Genomic DNA, 15273 nt, shown 5'->3' with positions numbered 1-15273 from the left:
CGCCAGGTTGCTATCAGGACTTCGAACAAGCCGGCGTAATCCCCTTCTCCTTCGCATACTGCGCCGCCGTGGCCTTGAACAGCGGGTGGATCAGGCTCTTGTTGCCCTCGATCCAGTCCGACACCACCACCCACTTGGTGCCGTCCCACTGCTGGATCTTCACCTTGCCCGAGCCTTCGTGGTTGTCGCAGCTGGTCTTGATCTCGGGCAGCAGGCCAGTGGCGCCCAGTTGCTGCAGGCGCGCGTTGGTCAGGTTCAGGTTCTCGAAGGCCCAGCGCATCTGCTCGCCGGTCATGGGCTTGCCCTTGCCGAACTTGGCCTGCGCCACGCGCACCGCTTCCACCGTCACCACCGCCGCCGAGACGCCGCGGTTGTACAGCACCGAACCCACCTTGTTCTTGTCCTGCATATTGCCCTTGCCGGCACCGTAGACCACCTTGTCGATATCGGCGATCAGCGGCACGTTGCGGCCGGCAACGTTCCAGGTGGCGCTCATGTAGCCCTTGGAGGCATCACCTGCAGGCACCGTGTCTTCTTCCGAGCCGGCCCACCACGAACCGATTATCTTGTCGCGTGCAAAACCCACCTTCTGCGCGGCCTTCAACGCGGTCTGGTTCATCACGCCCCAGCCCCAGAAGATCACGTAGTCGGGGTTCTCCTGGCGGATCTTCAGCCACTGCGCGCCCTGCTCGTTGCCCGGGTGCGCCACCGGAATCTCCACCAGGTTGAACTTGCCCAGCTTGGCCTCGGCCTGAAGCGCCACGATCGGCTCCTTGCCATAGGCCGAGTCGTGGTACAGGTAGACGATCTTCTTGCCGGCCAGCGAGCCGCCGTTCTTCGAGGCCAGGTACTTGACGATGGCCGAGACCTGCATCTGGTACGTGGTCACCAGCGGGAACGCGTACGGGAACACCGAGCCATCCACCGCGTCGGTACGGCCGTAGCCCATCATCACCAGTGGCACCTTGTCGGCGGCGGTCTTGTCGACCAGCGCGTATGAGATGCCGGTGGACATGGCGTGGTAGGCCGTGCCCTTGGTGGTGGCGTTCTTGGACTTCAGGCGTTCATAGCACTCCACGCCCTTGGCGTTGTTGTACTCGGTCTCGCACTCTTCCCACGACAGCTTGACGCCGTTGACGCCGCCTTCCTTCAGGTTGACGTAGTTGAGGTAGTCGATGAAGCCGCCATACCAGGACTGCCCGTTGGCGCCATATGGCCCCACGCGATAACTTGGCAGCGCCACGAACTGCTCGTTGCTCTGCGCCATGGCCGGCGCCGCCGGCGCCAGCAGTGCCGCCGCGGCGCTGACCACCAGGGCGGCGCGTTGCACATTGCGAATCAGGTTGGTCATGACAGTCTCCATCGCCCTCAAGGGAGCGTTTCGTTATGCGTAAGCTTCAGAACTTCACACAGGAACTGCGGTAACACAGGCACCCCTTCCGTCAATGAGGGAACGGCCACAGTCTCAGCTTCTCCTTGGCGATCTGCCACAGCCGGGCCAGCCCGTGCGGCTCCACGATCAGGAAGAAGATGATCAGCCCGCCGAACACCATCAGCTGGATGTGCGACACGGTGGCATTGGTGAACGGCAGGTGCAGCAGCGCGGCCAGCGGCGGCAGCACGTTGTCCAGGAAGATCGGCAGCAGCAGGATGAAGGCCGCGCCCAGGAACGAGCCCAGGATGCTGCCCACGCCGCCGATGATGATCATGAACAGCACGCGGAACGACAGGTCCAGGGAGAAGCCGTCGGGCTCGACCGAGCCCAGGTAGCAGAACGCGTACAGCGCGCCGGCCACGCCGCAGTAGAACGAGCTGACTGCGAACGCCAGCAGCTTGGTGCGCATCAGCGGGATGCCGATCACCTCGGCTGCCACATCCATGTCGCGCACCGACATCCACGCGCGCCCGGTGGCCGAGCGCACCAGGTTCTTGGCCGCCAGCGCCAGCACCGTGACGATGGCCAGCACGAACAGGTACTTCTTCAGCGGGGTGTCGATGGCGACGCCGAACAGGTCCAGCCGCTGCGCCGTGATCACGCCCGACGAGCTGTTGTTGGAGAACCAGGGGAACTTGGTCAGCGCCCACACCACGAAGAACTGCGCCGCCAGCGTCGCCACCGCGAGGTAGAAGCCCTTGATGCGCAGCGACGGCAGGCCGAAGGCCACCCCCACCAGCGCCGCCGACAGCCCGGCCAGCAGGAATGACAGCAACACCGGGATGCCTTCGATGCGCAACTGGAAGTTGTAGGCCGCGTAGGCACCCACCGCCATGAAGGCCGCGGTGCCGAGCGACAGCTGGCCGGCATAGCCGGTCAGGATATTCAGCCCCAGCGCCGCCAGCGAAAAAATCAGGAATGGGATCAGGATGGCCGAGAACCAGTATTCCGACCCGACGAACGGGATCGCCACGAAGGCCACGGCCATCAGCACGGCAAAGCCGATGCGGTCCTGGCGGATGGGGAAGATCTGGCTGTCGGCGACGTAGCTGGTCTTGAACTGGCCGGCTTCACGATAAAACATGGCAAGTCTCCTGTGCGAAGTCGGTCAGACGCGATCAATATGTTTCTCGCCGAACAGCCCTTCGGGCCGAACCAGCAGGAACAATAGGGCAAACACATACGGGAACCACCCTTCTATGCCGCCGAAGTTGCCGCCGAACATCGACTGGAACACCGGCGGGATATAGATCTCGGCCAGCTTCTCCGAGGCGCCGATGATCAGCCCGCCGACGATGGCGCCGGGCACCGAGGTGAAGCCGCCCAGGATCAGCACCGGCAGCGCCTTGAGCGCGGTCAGCGTGAGCGCGAACTGCACGCCATTGCGCGAGCCCCACAGCATGCCGGCCACCAGCGCAACGAAGCCCGCCACGCCCCATACGATGGCCCATATGTTCTGCAGCGGGATGCCCAGCGACAGCGCAGCCTGGTGGTCGTCCGCCACCGCGCGCAGCGCGCGGCCGACCTTGGTGTACTGGAAGAACAGCGCCAGCGAGCCCACCAGGACGCCGGCGATGGCCGCCGCCGCGATGTCGAACTTGGACAACACGATATTGAAGTTGGTCAGGATCGACTCGATCGGCTCGTCGACGATGCCCAGGTTGATCGGACGCACCTCATTGCCGAACAGCAGCGGCCCCAGGCCTTCGAGAAAGAACGACAGCCCGATGGTCGCCATGAACAGCGTGATCGGCGGCTGGTTGACCAGCTTGCGCAGCACGAAGCGCTCGGTGCTCATGCCGACCAGGATCATCACCACGAAGGCGCCGATCACCGCGGCCCACATCGGCAGGCCCTTGTCCATCAGCCCCACCACCGCCAGCGCGGCAAAGTACACCATCGCGCCCTGCGCGAAGTTGAACACGCCCGAGGCCTTGTAGATCAGCACGAAGCCCAGCGCCACCAGCGAGTACATCAGGCCCGAGAGCAAGCCGCCGATCAGGATTTCAAAGAAGAACGTCATGATTCAGAGCCTCAGTGCGAAGTGCCCAGGTATGCCTTGATCACGTCAGGGTTGCCCTTGACCTCGTCCGGTGTGCCGTCGCCGATCTTCTTGCCGTAGTCGAGCACCACCACGCGGTCGGAGATATCCATCACCACGCCCATGTCGTGCTCGATCAGCACGATGGTGGTGCCGAACTGCCGGTTCACGTCCAGGATGAAGCGGCACATGTCCTGCTTCTCTTCCACGTTCATGCCGGCCATGGGCTCGTCCAGCAGCAGCATCGAGGGCTCGGCCGCGAGCGCGCGCGCCAGCTCCACGCGCTTCTGCAAGCCATACGGCAGGCGACCCACCGGGGTCTTGCGGATCGACTGGATCTCGAGGAAGTCGATTACTTCCTCGACCTTCTGGCGATGGCGCATCTCTTCGTTGCGCGCCGGGCCCCACCACAGCGCGTGGGCGAAGAGCCCGGTGCGAAACTGCGTGTTGCGCCCGGTCATGATGTTGTCCAGCACCGTCATGCCCTTGAACAGCGCGATGTTCTGGAAGGTGCGCGCAATGCCCTGGCGTGCCGCGGCGGTCGGGTGCATCTGCTTGCGCTCCTCGCCGCGGAACACGATGCGTCCCTGCTGCGGGTGGTAGACGCCATTGATCACATTGAGCATCGAACTCTTGCCGGCGCCGTTGGGGCCGATGATGGCGCGCACCTCGTGCTCGCACACATCGAACGAAATATCGGTCAGCGCCTTGACCCCGCCGAACGACAGCGAGATATGCTGCAGGTCCAGGATCACCTCGCCGCCGGTGCGCGCCTGCTCGCCGGTGCGCTGTGCGCGCTGCGTGCCGGGATGCGCGCCGCTGTCATCCGCCAGACCCGCGGGAGACATCGGGCCTGCCGGTGCGATCGCACCGCCGCTGCCCGTGCCGCTGGCATCCGTGCGTGCCGTCCCCGCCCATTCGCGCTGCCCCGCGCCTTGCCAGGCTACTTGCGTCATCTTGCTGCCCTCGCTCATGCCGCGCGCGCCGCCACAGGCAGGCGCTTCGCATTGACCAGCTTCAGCGTGGCCGACACGCTGCCCTCGCGTCCGTCTTCAAACTTGACGCGTGTCTCGATGAACCGCTCGGACTTGCCCGCATAGAGCGCCTCCACCAGCACGCCGTATTTGTCGGCGATAAAGCCGCGGCGCACCTTGCGCGTGCGCGTGAGCTCGTCGTCGTCCGGATCCAGTTCCTTGTGCAGGACCAGGAAGCGTGCCACCTGCGATCCGGCCAGCATCGGGTCGTTGGCCAGGTCGGCATTCACCTGGTTCACGCACTCGCCGATCATCTCCAGCACGTCGGGCTGCGCGGCCAGGTCGACATAGCCGGCATACGGCAGATGGCGGCGCTCGGCCCAGTTGCCCACGGCCTCGAAGTCGATATTGATAAAGGCGCAGACCTGGTCGCGGTCACTGCCGAAGGCCACCGCCTCCTTGATGTACGGGAAGAACTTGAGCTTGTTCTCGATGTACTTGGGGGCGAACATCGAGCCATCGGCCAGCTTGCCCACGTCCTTGGCGCGGTCGATGATCTTCAGGTGGCCGTCGGCGTCGATCACGCCGGCGTCGCCGGTCATGAAGTAGCCCTCGTCGTTGATCGCCTCGCGCGTGGCGTCGTCGCGCTTGTAGTAGGACTTGAGCAGGCCCACGCCGCGCACCAGCACCTCGCCGTTGTCGGCGATGCGGATTTCCATGCCCGGCGCCGCCGGGCCGACTGAATCGAACTTGACCTTGCCGTCCGGCTGCAGGCACACATAGGCGCAGGTCTCGGTCTGGCCGTAGAACTGCTTCAGGTTCACGCCGATCGAGCGGTAGAAGCGGAACAGGTCCGGTCCGATCGCCTCGCCCGCGGTATAGCCCACGCGGATGCGGCTCATGCCCAGCACATTGCGCAGCGGACCGTAGACCAGCGCTTCGCCCACGGCGTAGCGCGCGCGGTCCGCGAGCGATACCGGCTCGCCGTCAAGGATATCGGTGCCGCAGCGCTTCGCCACATCCATGGCCCAGTGGAACAGCTTGCGCTTGATCCAGCCGGCATCCTCCATGCGGATCATCACCTGCGTCAGCAGCCCCTCATAGATGCGCGGCGGCGCAAAGTAGTAGGTGGGGCCGATCTCGCGCAGGTCGGTCATCACCGTTTCGCGCGATTCAGGGCAGTTCACCGTGAAGCCCGCCACCATCGCCTGCGCGTACGAGAACAGGTTGTCGCCCACCCATGCCATCGGCAGGTAGGACAGCACGTCATCGTCAGCGCTCAGCTTGTCGAAGGCGCAGCCGTTGCGCGCCGCGCCGATCAGGCCGTAGTGCGAATGGCATACGCCCTTGGGCTTGCCGGTGGTGCCAGAGGTATAGAGGATGATCGCGGTGTCGTCGGGCTGGCCGGCGGCGATGGCCTCGTCATAGAAGCCCGGGTGCGCCTGGTCGAACTCGCGGCCCAGCTCCTGCAGCCGTTCATAAGACATCAGCGACGGATGGTCGTAGTCCATCAGGCCGCGCGGGTCTTCAAAGATGACGTGGCGCACGGCGCGGCCGGACTCGGCCAGCTGCGCCTCCACTTCCAGCAGCTTGTCGACCTGCTCCTGGTCCTCGACGATGGCGAACTCGATTTCCGCATCGTTGAGCACGTAGACCATCTCGTTGGCGATGGCGTCCTGGTACAGCGGAACCGGCACGCCGCCAAGCGCCTGCGCCGCGGTCATGGCCCAGTACAGCCGCGGGCGGTTGTCGCCCACCACCGCCAGGTTCATGCCGCGCCTGAAACCGAGCGCGGCCAGCCCGCAAGCCAGTGCCCTCACCTGCTGCGCCGCCTGGGCCCAGCTGTATGTCTGCCAGATGCCGAGATCCTTCTCGCGGTGAGCCGGATGATCCGGCCGCTGCTGGGCGTGCGCCAGCAGCCATCGCGGGAAGGTCGTCGCCGACGATTCCTGCATCGCTGTCTCCTGTCCCTCCGGCGTGGGGGTCCACGCCCGGTGTCAAGCGGCGGTCCGGTCGTTATACTTGGCCTGTTTTGCCTGGCGGTCATCATGCCGCAGCGCATCAAGCCCGTAGTGCCTTGTTTTTCTGGCACTTGCCGGCTCCGTGGTGATCGTAAGATAGCCGATGCAAAAACCCCGGGTTGTCACGCCGGTGACAATTCCGGGTTTATCCCTACCGGAGCTTCTGCAGGCCATGCTGAACGATTTTGTCGACCGCTGCGTGTGGGCAGCAGACCTGAGCCCCGAGCAGCGCGAGCGCGTGCGCCGCGCCATGTTCGTGCACGAGTACACCCAGGGCGACTACGTCTGCCACAAGGGTGACATGGCCGAGCACTGGATGGGCGTGCTCGAAGGGATCGTCAAGATCACCACGGTGTCGCCCTCGGGCAAGTCGGTCACCTTCACCGGCGTGCCCACCGGCGGCTGGTTCGGCGAAGGCGCCGTACTCAAGTCGGAAATCCGCAAGTACGACGTGATGGCGCTGCGCCGCTCAACCATCGCCTTCCTGCCGCGCGACACTTTTCAGTGGCTGCTGGATACCAGCCTGCCGTTCACGCGTTTCCTGCTGATGCAGTTCAACGAGCGCCTGGGACAGTTCATCGCCGCGGTGGAGTATGAGCGTCTGCTCGACATCGATTCGCGCGTGGCGCGCGCGGTGTCGTCGCTGTTCAATGAGCACCTGTATCCGGGGATCGGCAAGACGCTGGAAATCTCGCAGGAAGAAATCGGCCTGCTCGCGGGCATTTCGCGCCAGCGCGCCAACCAGGCGCTCAAGGTGCTGGAACAGCAGGGGCTGGTGCGGGTGGACTACGGCGTGATCGAGGTGCTGGACCTGGAGGGGTTGCGGCAGTACGGCGAATAACATGGCCAGCGCCATCGATGCCGCCACGCTGCAGGCCTATCGCGAGACGCATTACCGCGTGCTGGGCGACCTGCCGATGATATTGCGGGTAGACCAACCCAGCGCCCCGCTGGCGGCGCTGCACCGCGCGCTGGGTGTGGCATCGAGCGCCTTCATTACCGCCGCCAACCCGTTCAGCCTGCGCTGCGACGACGACGCCAACGCACGGCGCCAGCAGGCGCTGGCGCAGGACGTGGCAAGGATGGGGTTGCGCGCGATCGAAGCCGCCGGCGAGCATCCTGCCAACGGCTGGCCGGCCGAGCCGAGCTTCCTGGTGCCGGGACTGTCGCTGGAGGATGCGCGCGCGCTCGGCGAACGATACGGACAGAACGCGGTGGTCTGGAGCGGCGCGGACGCGGTGCCGCGGCTGGTGCTGCTGCGCTGAGGGTCAGTGGCCGTGGCCGCGGTGCCCGTGGCCGTGGCCGTGGCCGTGCCCGTAATGGCGATCGTAGTACCGATAGTGATGCGGGTGGTGATGCCGCCCGCGCCACTCACCGCGGCCATACCAGCGGCGTCCGTCCCAATAGCGGTCGCCATGCCAGCCGTGGTAGCGCGGCGCATAGACCACGGGCGGCGGGGGCGCCACATAAACAGGGGCCGGGGCCACATAGACCGGCGCGCCGACCTGCACGCCCACATCCACATGAGCCATCGCCGAACGGGCCGCCAGCAGGGACATTGCGCCCGCGAGCAGCGCAGCAAAGAGAATCGGGTGAGCCATGGAGCTTGTCTTGTCGTAAACGGAAGGGTGCACTCTACCGCGCATTCCTGTTACCGGATGCGGCGGAGTGTTTCGGCATATAACGCCGTGTAAGCGGGATTTGGCGGCGACCGGAACCGGCACCGGAAAAAGCGGCGGCCGCCCGCAGGCGGCCGCCGTACCACGCAGCAAGTGCCGGGCAGCTTACTTGCTATAGACGTACACCCCGCGGCCGGTCTTGCGGCCCAGGTAGCCCGCGGCCACCATCTCGCGCATCAGCATCGCCGGGCGGTACTTCGGATCGGCAAACTCCGTGTACAGCACTTCCATCACCGCCAGCATGGTGTCCAGGCCGATCATGTCAGCCAGCGCCAGCGGCCCGATCGGGTGGTTGCAGCCCAGCTTCATGCCTTCGTCGATCTCTTCCGGCGAGGCCAGGCCTTCGCCCAGCACGCAGAAGGCCTCGTTGATCATCGGGCACAGGATGCGGTTGACGACGAAGCCCGGGCTGTTCTTGACCGTGATCGGGTACTTGCCGAGCTGCTTCGACAGGGCCTCGACGGCAGCATGGGTGGTGTCGCTGGTCTGCAGGCCGCGGATCAGTTCCACCAGCGCCATCACCGGCACCGGGTTGAAGAAGTGCATGCCGATAAAGCGGTCGGCGCGCGAGGTCACGGCGGCCAGCTTGGTGATCGAGATTGACGAGGTGTTGGACGCGATGATCACGTTCTCGCCAACGATGCTGTCGATCTGCTTGAGGATCTTGACCTTCAGGTCGTAGTTCTCGGTGGCGGCCTCGATCACGATATCGGTGGCCTTGAGATCGTCATACGAGGTGCTGCCCTTGATGCGCGCCAGCGCGCTGGCCTTGTCGGCCTCGGTCAGCTTTTCCTTCTTGATCAGCCGGTCCAGGCTGCCCGCCACGGTGGCAACACCCTTCTGCACGGCGGCATCGCTGATGTCGACCATCACCACGTTCAGACCTACCACTGCGCAGGCCTGGGCGATGCCATTGCCCATGGTGCCGGCACCGACGATGCCTACAGTCTTGATTGCCATCTTGTCTTCCTCTGCTTGCTTGGTTGAATGCTTGGATGCTTTGATGCTTTGATCAGGCCGCCTGCTCGCGCAGCGCGGCAATGATGCGCTCGGCATGGCCCTTGAGCTGTTCCGGGTCCTGCATCTCGCGCGCGTGGCCGCGCAGCGCGGCGTCGGCATAGCGCGGCACGATATGGAAATGCACGTGCGGCACGGTCTGGCCCGCGGCCGCGCCGTTGAACTGGCCGATGGAGATGCCGTCGGGCGCAAACGCCGCGCGCACCGCGCGCGCCACCCGCTGCGTGGCAACGATGGCGGCCTGCGCGCCCTGCTCGGACAGGTCGAACAGGTTGACCGCGGCTTCCTTGGGCACCACCAGCGTATGGCCGTCGGCCTGCGGCATGATGTCCATGAAGGCGATGGTGTCGTCGTCCTCGTAGACCTTGATGCACGGCAGCTCGCCGCGCAGGATCTTCGCGAAGATATTGGTCGGGTTGTACTGGGTGTTCATGGTCTTTGGCTTGCTGTTGTCTCGAATACGTTTGCCGTGGCGCGGCCCGCCGGCGCAGCCTTCGAGTGTAACGCAGGGCGGCCCTTCACTGCGGCCGCCCTGCGCGGTAATCGGGCACTGCTTGCTGCGCGGTGCCGCCGGGTCTACATATTGCGCCGGTACTGCCCGCCTACCTCGAACAGCGCGTGGGTGATCTGCCCCAGCGAGCAAACCCGCACCGCGTCCATCAGCACCGCGAATACGTTCTGGTTGTCGATGACCGCCTGGCGCAACTGCGCCAGCATGGCCGGGGCCTCGGCCGCATGGGCCTGCTGGAACGCCTGCAGGCGGTCGAGCTGGCTCTGCTTCTCGGCCTCGCTGGAGCGCGCCAGTTCCAGCTTCTGCGGGGTCGGATCGCCGTCCGGGTTGCGGAACGTGTTCACGCCGATGATGGGCAGCGTGCCGTCGTGCTTGAGCTGCTCGTAGTAGAGCGACTCTTCCTGGATCTTGCCGCGCTGGTAGCCGGTCTCCATCGCACCGAGCACGCCGCCGCGTTCGGCAATGCGCTCGAACTCCTGCAGCACTGCCTCTTCCACCAGGTCAGTCAGCTCCTCTATCAGGAAGCTGCCCTGGTTGGGGTTCTCGCATTTGGCGACACCCCACTCGCGGTTGATGATCAGCTGGATCGCCAGCGCGCGGCGCACCGATTCGCCGGTGGGCGTGGTGATGGCCTCGTCGTAGGCATTGGTATGCAGCGAATTGCAGTTGTCGTAGATCGCGATCAGCGCCTGCAGCGTGGTGCGGATATCGTTGAAGTCGATCTCCTGCGCATGCAGCGAGCGGCCTGAGGTCTGGATGTGGTACTTCAGCTTCTGGCTGCGCTCGTTGGCGCCGTATTTGTCGCGCATGGTCACGGCCCAGATGCGGCGCGCCACGCGGCCCAGCACGCTGTACTCGGGGTCCATGCCGTTGGAGAAGAAGAACGACAGGTTGGGCGCGAAATCATCGATATGCATGCCGCGCGCCAGGTACGCCTCCACATAGGTGAAGCCGTTGGACAGCGTGAACGCCAGCTGCGAGATCGGGTTCGCGCCGGCCTCGGCAATGTGGTAGCCGGAGATCGACACCGAGTAGAAGTTGCGCACCTGGTGGTGGACAAAGTACTCCTGGATATCGCCCATCACCTTGAGCGAGAACTCGGTGGAGAAGATGCAGGTGTTCTGGCCCTGGTCTTCCTTGAGGATGTCCGCCTGCACCGTGCCGCGCACGTTCTGCAGCACCCAGGCGCGGATCTTGGCTTCCTCGTCGGCGGTGGGCTCGCGCTGGTTGTCGGCGCGGAACTTGTCGAGCTGCTGGTCGATGGCGGTGTTCATGAACATCGCCAGGATGGTCGGGGCCGGGCCGTTGATGGTCATCGACACCGAGGTGCTCGGGCTGGTCAGGTCGAAGCCGTCGTACAGCACCTTCAGGTCGTCGAGCGTGGCGATCGACACGCCCGAGTTGCCGACCTTGCCGTAGATGTCGGGGCGCACGTGCGGGTCTTCGCCGTATAGCGTGACCGAGTCGAACGCGGTCGACAGGCGCTTGGCATCCATGCCTTCGGACACCAGCTTGAAGCGCCGGTTGGTGCGGAAGGCATCGCCCTCGCCGGCGAACATGCGCGTGGGGTCCTCGTTCTCGCGCTTGAAGGCGAACACGCCGGCGGTGTAGGGGAAGCTGCCGGGCACGTTTTCGCGCATCAGCCACTTCAGCACCTCGCCGTCATCCTCGAAGCGCGGCAGCACCACCTTGCGCACCTTGGTGCCGGACAGCGTGGTGGTGACCAGCCCGGTGCGGATCTCCTTGTCGCGGATCCTGACCACGTACTCGTCGCCGCTGTAGGCTTCGCGCATCTGCGGCCACATCGCCAGCAGCTTGCGCTCGACCTGGCCGAGGGCGGCGTCGCGTTCCACAGCCAATGCGTCCAGTGCGGTGCCATCGCCCTGCGCCGCCTGCAGCATGCGGCTGGACTCGCGCAGTTGCTGGCGCTCGCGCGCGATGCGGCTCTGCTCCCGCACGCGGCGGTGGTAGCCGCGCACCGTATCGGCCAGTTCCGCCAGGTAGCGGCTGCGTGCCGGCGGCACGATCACGTTCTGGCCGGTGGAGATACGCCCCCACAGCACGGGCAGCGCGCCCGCCTGCACCTTCAGGCCGCGTTCGGCCAGCGCCGCGCGCAGCCCCTGGTACAGCATGGTCACGCCATCGTCATTGAAGCGCGAGGCCTGCGTGCCGTACACCGGCATGTCTTCCGCCTTGCCGTGCCATTGCTCGCGATTGCGCTGCACCTGCTTGGCGACATCGCGCCACGCGTCCTGCGCGCCCTTGCGGTCGAACTTGTTGATGGCGACGAAGTCGGCAAAGTCCAGCATGTCGATCTTCTCGAGCTGGCTGGCCGCGCCGAACTCGGGCGTCATCACATAGAGCGACAGGTCCACGTGCGGCACGATGGCTGCATCGCCCTGACCGATGCCCGAGGTCTCGACGATCACCAGGTCGAAGCCCGCCACCTTGCACGCGGCGATCACGTCCGGCAGCGCCTGCGAGATCTCCGAGCCCGCCTCTCGCGTCGCCATCGAGCGCATGAAGATGTTCGGGTGGTTGATCGCATTCATGCGGATGCGGTCGCCCAGCAGCGCGCCGCCCGACTTGCGCCGCGACGGGTCGATCGAGATCACGGCGATGGAGAGCGCATCCTGCTGGTCCAGCCGGAAGCGGCGGATCAGTTCGTCGGTCAGTGACGACTTGCCGGCGCCGCCGGTGCCGGTGATGCCGAGCACGGGAATCGATGCCTGCTTTGCCTGCGCATGCATCGCGTCCACCAGCGCGGGATCGGCCTTGCCGTTCTCCAGCGCGGTGATCAGCTGGGCCAGCGCGCGGCGGTCGCCACCGGCAACGGGCTCCAACGTGGCCGGCGCATAGCGCGACAGGTCGATGTCGCAGCGCTGCACCATGTCGGCAATCATGCCGGCCAGGCCCATGCGCTGGCCGTCCTCGGGGCTGAAGATGCGCGCCACGCCGTAGGCCTGCAGCTCGCGGATCTCGTCCGGCACGATCACGCCGCCGCCGCCGCCGAACACCTGCACGTGCTCGCCGCCCTTCTCGCGCAGCAGATCGACCATGTACTTGAAGAACTCGACATGACCCCCCTGGTAGCTGGAAATCGCGATGCCCTGCGCGTCTTCCTGCAGCGCCGCCGTCACCACTTCCTCGACCGAGCGGTTGTGGCCGAGGTGGACCACCTCGCAGCCATGCGACTGCAGGATGCGGCGCATGATGTTGATCGAGGCGTCATGGCCATCGAACAGCGAGGCCGCCGTGACAAAGCGCACCTTGTTGACCGGACCGCGGCCCTGCGCAGTGGGCTTGGGCTGGGGCGCACCGCGGCGCACATCATGCACATCGGAAAGGTCGGTCATTGTCTCCACCGTTTCTGGTGTTGGCTGCCACCGCGGCGTGCGCCGGAAGTGCCGTTCTGTGCCGGCTTGGCTGCAAATGCGCGGGCTGCGCCCCGGGTCGGGGCCGATCGATTATATGAAGTTGACGTTAACGTAAAGCAATGGGGCGGAACCCCGATACCGGCGAGAGTGGGACGGGGCTGCCCCTATAGAGTAGGCGCCTGCGGCAGGCGCCGCGCAAGCGCCCGGGCAAACAAAAGGCCACCCGCGGGTGGCCGTTCCGGCAAAGCGTGAGTGGCCGCTCAGGCCCAGATCCTCGGGCACTCCCCGAACGCATCCGTGCTGTGCTCCTCCACCCGGTGCCGCATCACCCGCAGCCACGCCGCCAGCCGCCGCAGCGACCACGGCGCCGGCACCTGTGCCAGCGTGAAGCGCGCGCCCGCGCCATCGCCCGACAGCCACACCCGGTAGCCCTCCGGCAACGGCAGTTCGGCGCCTGGCTCCAGCCAGATGTCGTTGGGATTGCCTTCCACCGTCACCCACAGCTTGCCCGCCGCCGCGCAGACGGTCTGCCCGTAACCGGCGCGCCAGCTCACTGGCTGTCCGGGCTCGTCCAGTTCGAAAGTCCGTAGTTCGCGCATGTCGCACTCCTCATCAGCCCGGCGGTCTGGTCCGGTGCCGACTCCTGGATGCCGAATGACCACAGGAGCCGGCGCCTTTCTCCGCCACGCTTCCATTATTCGCATCCTTCACTACAATCCCATGTACAGTTGTGAACAGTTTTCGATGAACTGTTCAGTAGTTTTCCCTGACAGTTGCGTCCTCCGGTTTCCCCCGGCTGCCCTGCCTTATGAAACTAATCTTAGATGCTTCCACCGGAATTCCACTGACCGATCAGATCGTCAACGGCGTGAAGTCGTGGATCGGCAACCGCGAGGCCCGGCCCGGCGCAAAGCTGCCGTCGATCCGTCAGCTGGCAGCCGCGAACGGCATCAGCCGCTTCCCGGTGATCGAAGCCTATGACCGGCTGGTATCGCAGGGGCTGCTGGATTCGCGCCAGGGTTCGGGCTTCTATGTGGCGGACAGTCCGCTGGCGGGGCGCTCAGCGTGCGGCTGGTCGGATCCGAGCCTGGCCGAGGATCTTTCCGACCACATCCTCGAGCAGTTCAACCACCCCAGCGGCACGCTCAAGCTGGCCGGCGGCTTCGTGCCGGAGACCTGGCGCGACGTTGAGGGGCTGACGCAGGCGATCCGCGCGATCTCGCGCAACGAGATCGACAGCGTGATCCACTACGCCACGCCGATGGGGCATCCGGAACTGCGCCGCCAGGTGTTGCTGCGCGTGCGCCAGCTGGGCATCGCCGCCGAACTGCCGCAAGTGCTGATCACCAGCGGTGCCAGCCAGGCGCTGGACCTGGTGGTGCGCCACCTGCTCAAGCCCGGCGATACCGTATTCGTGGAAGATCCCGGCTACTACAACCTGTTCGGCCTGCTGCGGCTGCACGGGGTGCAGCTGGTGGGCGTGCCGCACACGGCCAACGGCCCCGACCCGGACGCCACCGAGGCGCTGCTGCGACAGCACAAGCCCAAGCTGTTCTTCACCAACAGCGTGCTGCAGAACCCGACCGGGTCGACGCTGGCGCCGCCGGTGGCATTCCGGCTGCTGGAGCTGGCGCGCCGGCATGGCTTCCGCTTTGTCGAGGACGATATCTTCTCGGACTTCCAGACCCACTTCACCGACCGGCTGGCCACGCTGGACCAGCTTGAGCACGTGATCTACATCGGCGGCTTTTCCAAGACGGTGTCAGCCTCGCTGCGGGTCGGCTACCTGGTGGCCGACAAGGCGCTGGTCAAGGACCTGGTCGACGTGAAGGTGCTGACCAGCGTGGCCGGCTCGCACTTTGCCGAAGCGGTGACGGCGGCGCTGCTGGAACGCGGCGGCTACCGCAAGTATGTGGAGCGGCTGCGCCTGCGCGTGCGCGAGGCCTCGGCCAATGCCGTGCGGCAACTGACCGGCAACGGCTGGGAGGTGTTCTGCCAGCCGTCCGGCGGCAACTTCCTGTGGGCGCGCCCGCCCGGCATCGAGGATTCGCGCGAACTGGTGACGCTGGGCGAGGCATACGGCGTGACGCTGGCACCGGGCAACTACTTCCGCCCGGGCGGCGAGACCTCGGCATGGATCCGGATCAACGCCGCCTATGCCAACGAGCCGCGCGCGGTGGCCTTCATGAAGGCCGCGGCCGAGCGCGGCAACTGAGGG

13 protein-coding genes are annotated in these 15273 nt (G+C 65.7%); 3 read left to right on the top strand and 10 right to left on the bottom strand.

The genetic code is table 11. From position 1 onward, the window contains the following. Nucleotides 1–13: 13 nt before the first annotated feature. The 5 genes from RS901_RS07725 to RS901_RS07705 form a co-directional block, all read right to left on the bottom strand. Nucleotides 14–1351, bottom strand: coding sequence for an ABC transporter substrate-binding protein (locus RS901_RS07725; RefSeq protein WP_013955388.1), 1338 nt, complete (start codon nt 1349–1351; stop codon nt 14–16). 91 nt (nt 1352–1442) lie between these two features. Next, nucleotides 1443–2519 (bottom strand): branched-chain amino acid ABC transporter permease, encoded by a 1077-nt coding sequence (locus RS901_RS07720; protein WP_013955387.1) that lies wholly within the window; start codon nt 2517–2519, stop codon nt 1443–1445. Nucleotides 2520–2543: 24 nt separating this feature from the next. Then, a complete protein-coding gene (locus RS901_RS07715; protein ID WP_013955386.1) occupies nt 2544–3458 on the bottom strand; it encodes a branched-chain amino acid ABC transporter permease in 915 nt (304 codons plus the stop codon). An 11-nt stretch (nt 3459–3469) separates the two neighbouring features. Continuing rightward, nucleotides 3470–4432 (bottom strand): ABC transporter ATP-binding protein, encoded by a 963-nt coding sequence (locus RS901_RS07710; RefSeq protein WP_013955385.1) that lies wholly within the window; start codon nt 4430–4432, stop codon nt 3470–3472. Between the two features lie 14 nt (nt 4433–4446). Next, on the bottom strand, nt 4447–6405 hold the full coding sequence (locus RS901_RS07705; RefSeq protein ID WP_316152576.1) for an AMP-dependent synthetase/ligase: 1959 nt from the start codon (nt 6403–6405) through the stop codon (nt 4447–4449). Between the two features lie 238 nt (nt 6406–6643). Between RS901_RS07705 and RS901_RS07700 the strand changes: the two genes are divergently transcribed. Continuing rightward, a complete protein-coding gene (locus RS901_RS07700) occupies nt 6644–7312 on the top strand; it encodes a Crp/Fnr family transcriptional regulator (RefSeq protein WP_316152574.1) in 669 nt (222 codons plus the stop codon). A gap of 1 nt (nt 7313) precedes the next feature. Further along, nucleotides 7314–7736 (top strand): DUF3293 domain-containing protein, encoded by a 423-nt coding sequence (locus RS901_RS07695; protein WP_316152572.1) that lies wholly within the window; start codon nt 7314–7316, stop codon nt 7734–7736. Nucleotides 7737–7739: 3 nt separating this feature from the next. Here the strand turns inward: RS901_RS07695 and RS901_RS07690 are convergent, their stop codons facing one another. The 5 genes from RS901_RS07690 to RS901_RS07670 all read right to left on the bottom strand — a co-directional run bounded on the left by RS901_RS07690 (nt 7740) and on the right by RS901_RS07670 (nt 13654). Further along, nucleotides 7740–8072, bottom strand: a complete 333-nt coding sequence (locus RS901_RS07690) for a hypothetical protein (RefSeq protein WP_316152570.1) — start codon at nt 8070–8072, stop codon at nt 7740–7742. 183 nt (nt 8073–8255) lie between these two features. Next, a complete protein-coding gene (locus tag RS901_RS07685; RefSeq protein ID WP_316152569.1) occupies nt 8256–9206 on the bottom strand; it encodes a 3-hydroxybutyryl-CoA dehydrogenase in 951 nt (316 codons plus the stop codon). Then, nucleotides 9163–9600 carry an HIT family protein gene (locus RS901_RS07680; protein ID WP_316152567.1) on the bottom strand — a complete coding sequence of 146 codons (438 nt, stop codon included), beginning with the start codon at nt 9598–9600 and terminating at the stop codon, nt 9163–9165. The genes RS901_RS07685 and RS901_RS07680 overlap by 44 nt, the downstream gene beginning before the upstream one ends. A gap of 143 nt (nt 9601–9743) precedes the next feature. Further along, entirely contained in the window at nt 9744–13034 is a 3291-nt protein-coding gene (gene icmF, locus RS901_RS07675) for a fused isobutyryl-CoA mutase/GTPase IcmF (RefSeq protein ID WP_316152565.1), read from the bottom strand. Nucleotides 13035–13315: 281 nt separating this feature from the next. Continuing rightward, nucleotides 13316–13654 carry a DUF2917 domain-containing protein gene (locus tag RS901_RS07670; RefSeq protein ID WP_035819806.1) on the bottom strand — a complete coding sequence of 113 codons (339 nt, stop codon included), beginning with the start codon at nt 13652–13654 and terminating at the stop codon, nt 13316–13318. 209 nt (nt 13655–13863) lie between these two features. On the opposite strand from RS901_RS07670, the gene RS901_RS07665 reads away from it, so the two are divergent. Continuing rightward, nucleotides 13864–15270 (top strand): PLP-dependent aminotransferase family protein, encoded by a 1407-nt coding sequence (locus RS901_RS07665; protein ID WP_316152562.1) that lies wholly within the window; start codon nt 13864–13866, stop codon nt 15268–15270. Nucleotides 15271–15273: the final 3 nt, after the last annotated feature.

The organism is Cupriavidus sp. BIC8F (genome assembly GCF_032465815.1).
GTDB lineage: Bacteria > Pseudomonadota > Gammaproteobacteria > Burkholderiales > Burkholderiaceae > Cupriavidus > Cupriavidus necator.
This window is presented reverse-complemented; position numbering and strand designations above follow the sequence as displayed.

Coding starts and splice junctions, on each gene's coding strand:
- RS901_RS07725 (WP_013955388.1), bottom strand. CDS start 1,351: ATGACCAACCTGATTCGCAATGTGCAACGCGCCGCCCTGGTGGTCAGC.
- RS901_RS07720 (WP_013955387.1), bottom strand. CDS start 2,519: ATGTTTTATCGTGAAGCCGGCCAGTTCAAGACCAGCTACGTCGCCGAC.
- RS901_RS07715 (WP_013955386.1), bottom strand. CDS start 3,458: ATGACGTTCTTCTTTGAAATCCTGATCGGCGGCTTGCTCTCGGGCCTG.
- RS901_RS07710 (WP_013955385.1), bottom strand. CDS start 4,432: ATGACGCAAGTAGCCTGGCAAGGCGCGGGGCAGCGCGAATGGGCGGGG.
- RS901_RS07705 (WP_316152576.1), bottom strand. CDS start 6,405: ATGCAGGAATCGTCGGCGACGACCTTCCCGCGATGGCTGCTGGCGCAC.
- RS901_RS07700 (WP_316152574.1), top strand. CDS start 6,644: ATGCTGAACGATTTTGTCGACCGCTGCGTGTGGGCAGCAGACCTGAGC.
- RS901_RS07695 (WP_316152572.1), top strand. CDS start 7,314: ATGGCCAGCGCCATCGATGCCGCCACGCTGCAGGCCTATCGCGAGACG.
- RS901_RS07690 (WP_316152570.1), bottom strand. CDS start 8,072: ATGGCTCACCCGATTCTCTTTGCTGCGCTGCTCGCGGGCGCAATGTCC.
- RS901_RS07685 (WP_316152569.1), bottom strand. CDS start 9,206: ATGCCGAGCGCATCATTGCCGCGCTGCGCGAGCAGGCGGCCTGATCAA.
- RS901_RS07680 (WP_316152567.1), bottom strand. CDS start 9,600: ATGAACACCCAGTACAACCCGACCAATATCTTCGCGAAGATCCTGCGC.
- icmF (WP_316152565.1), bottom strand. CDS start 13,034: ATGACCGACCTTTCCGATGTGCATGATGTGCGCCGCGGTGCGCCCCAG.
- RS901_RS07670 (WP_035819806.1), bottom strand. CDS start 13,654: ATGCGCGAACTACGGACTTTCGAACTGGACGAGCCCGGACAGCCAGTG.
- RS901_RS07665 (WP_316152562.1), top strand. CDS start 13,864: ATGAAACTAATCTTAGATGCTTCCACCGGAATTCCACTGACCGATCAG.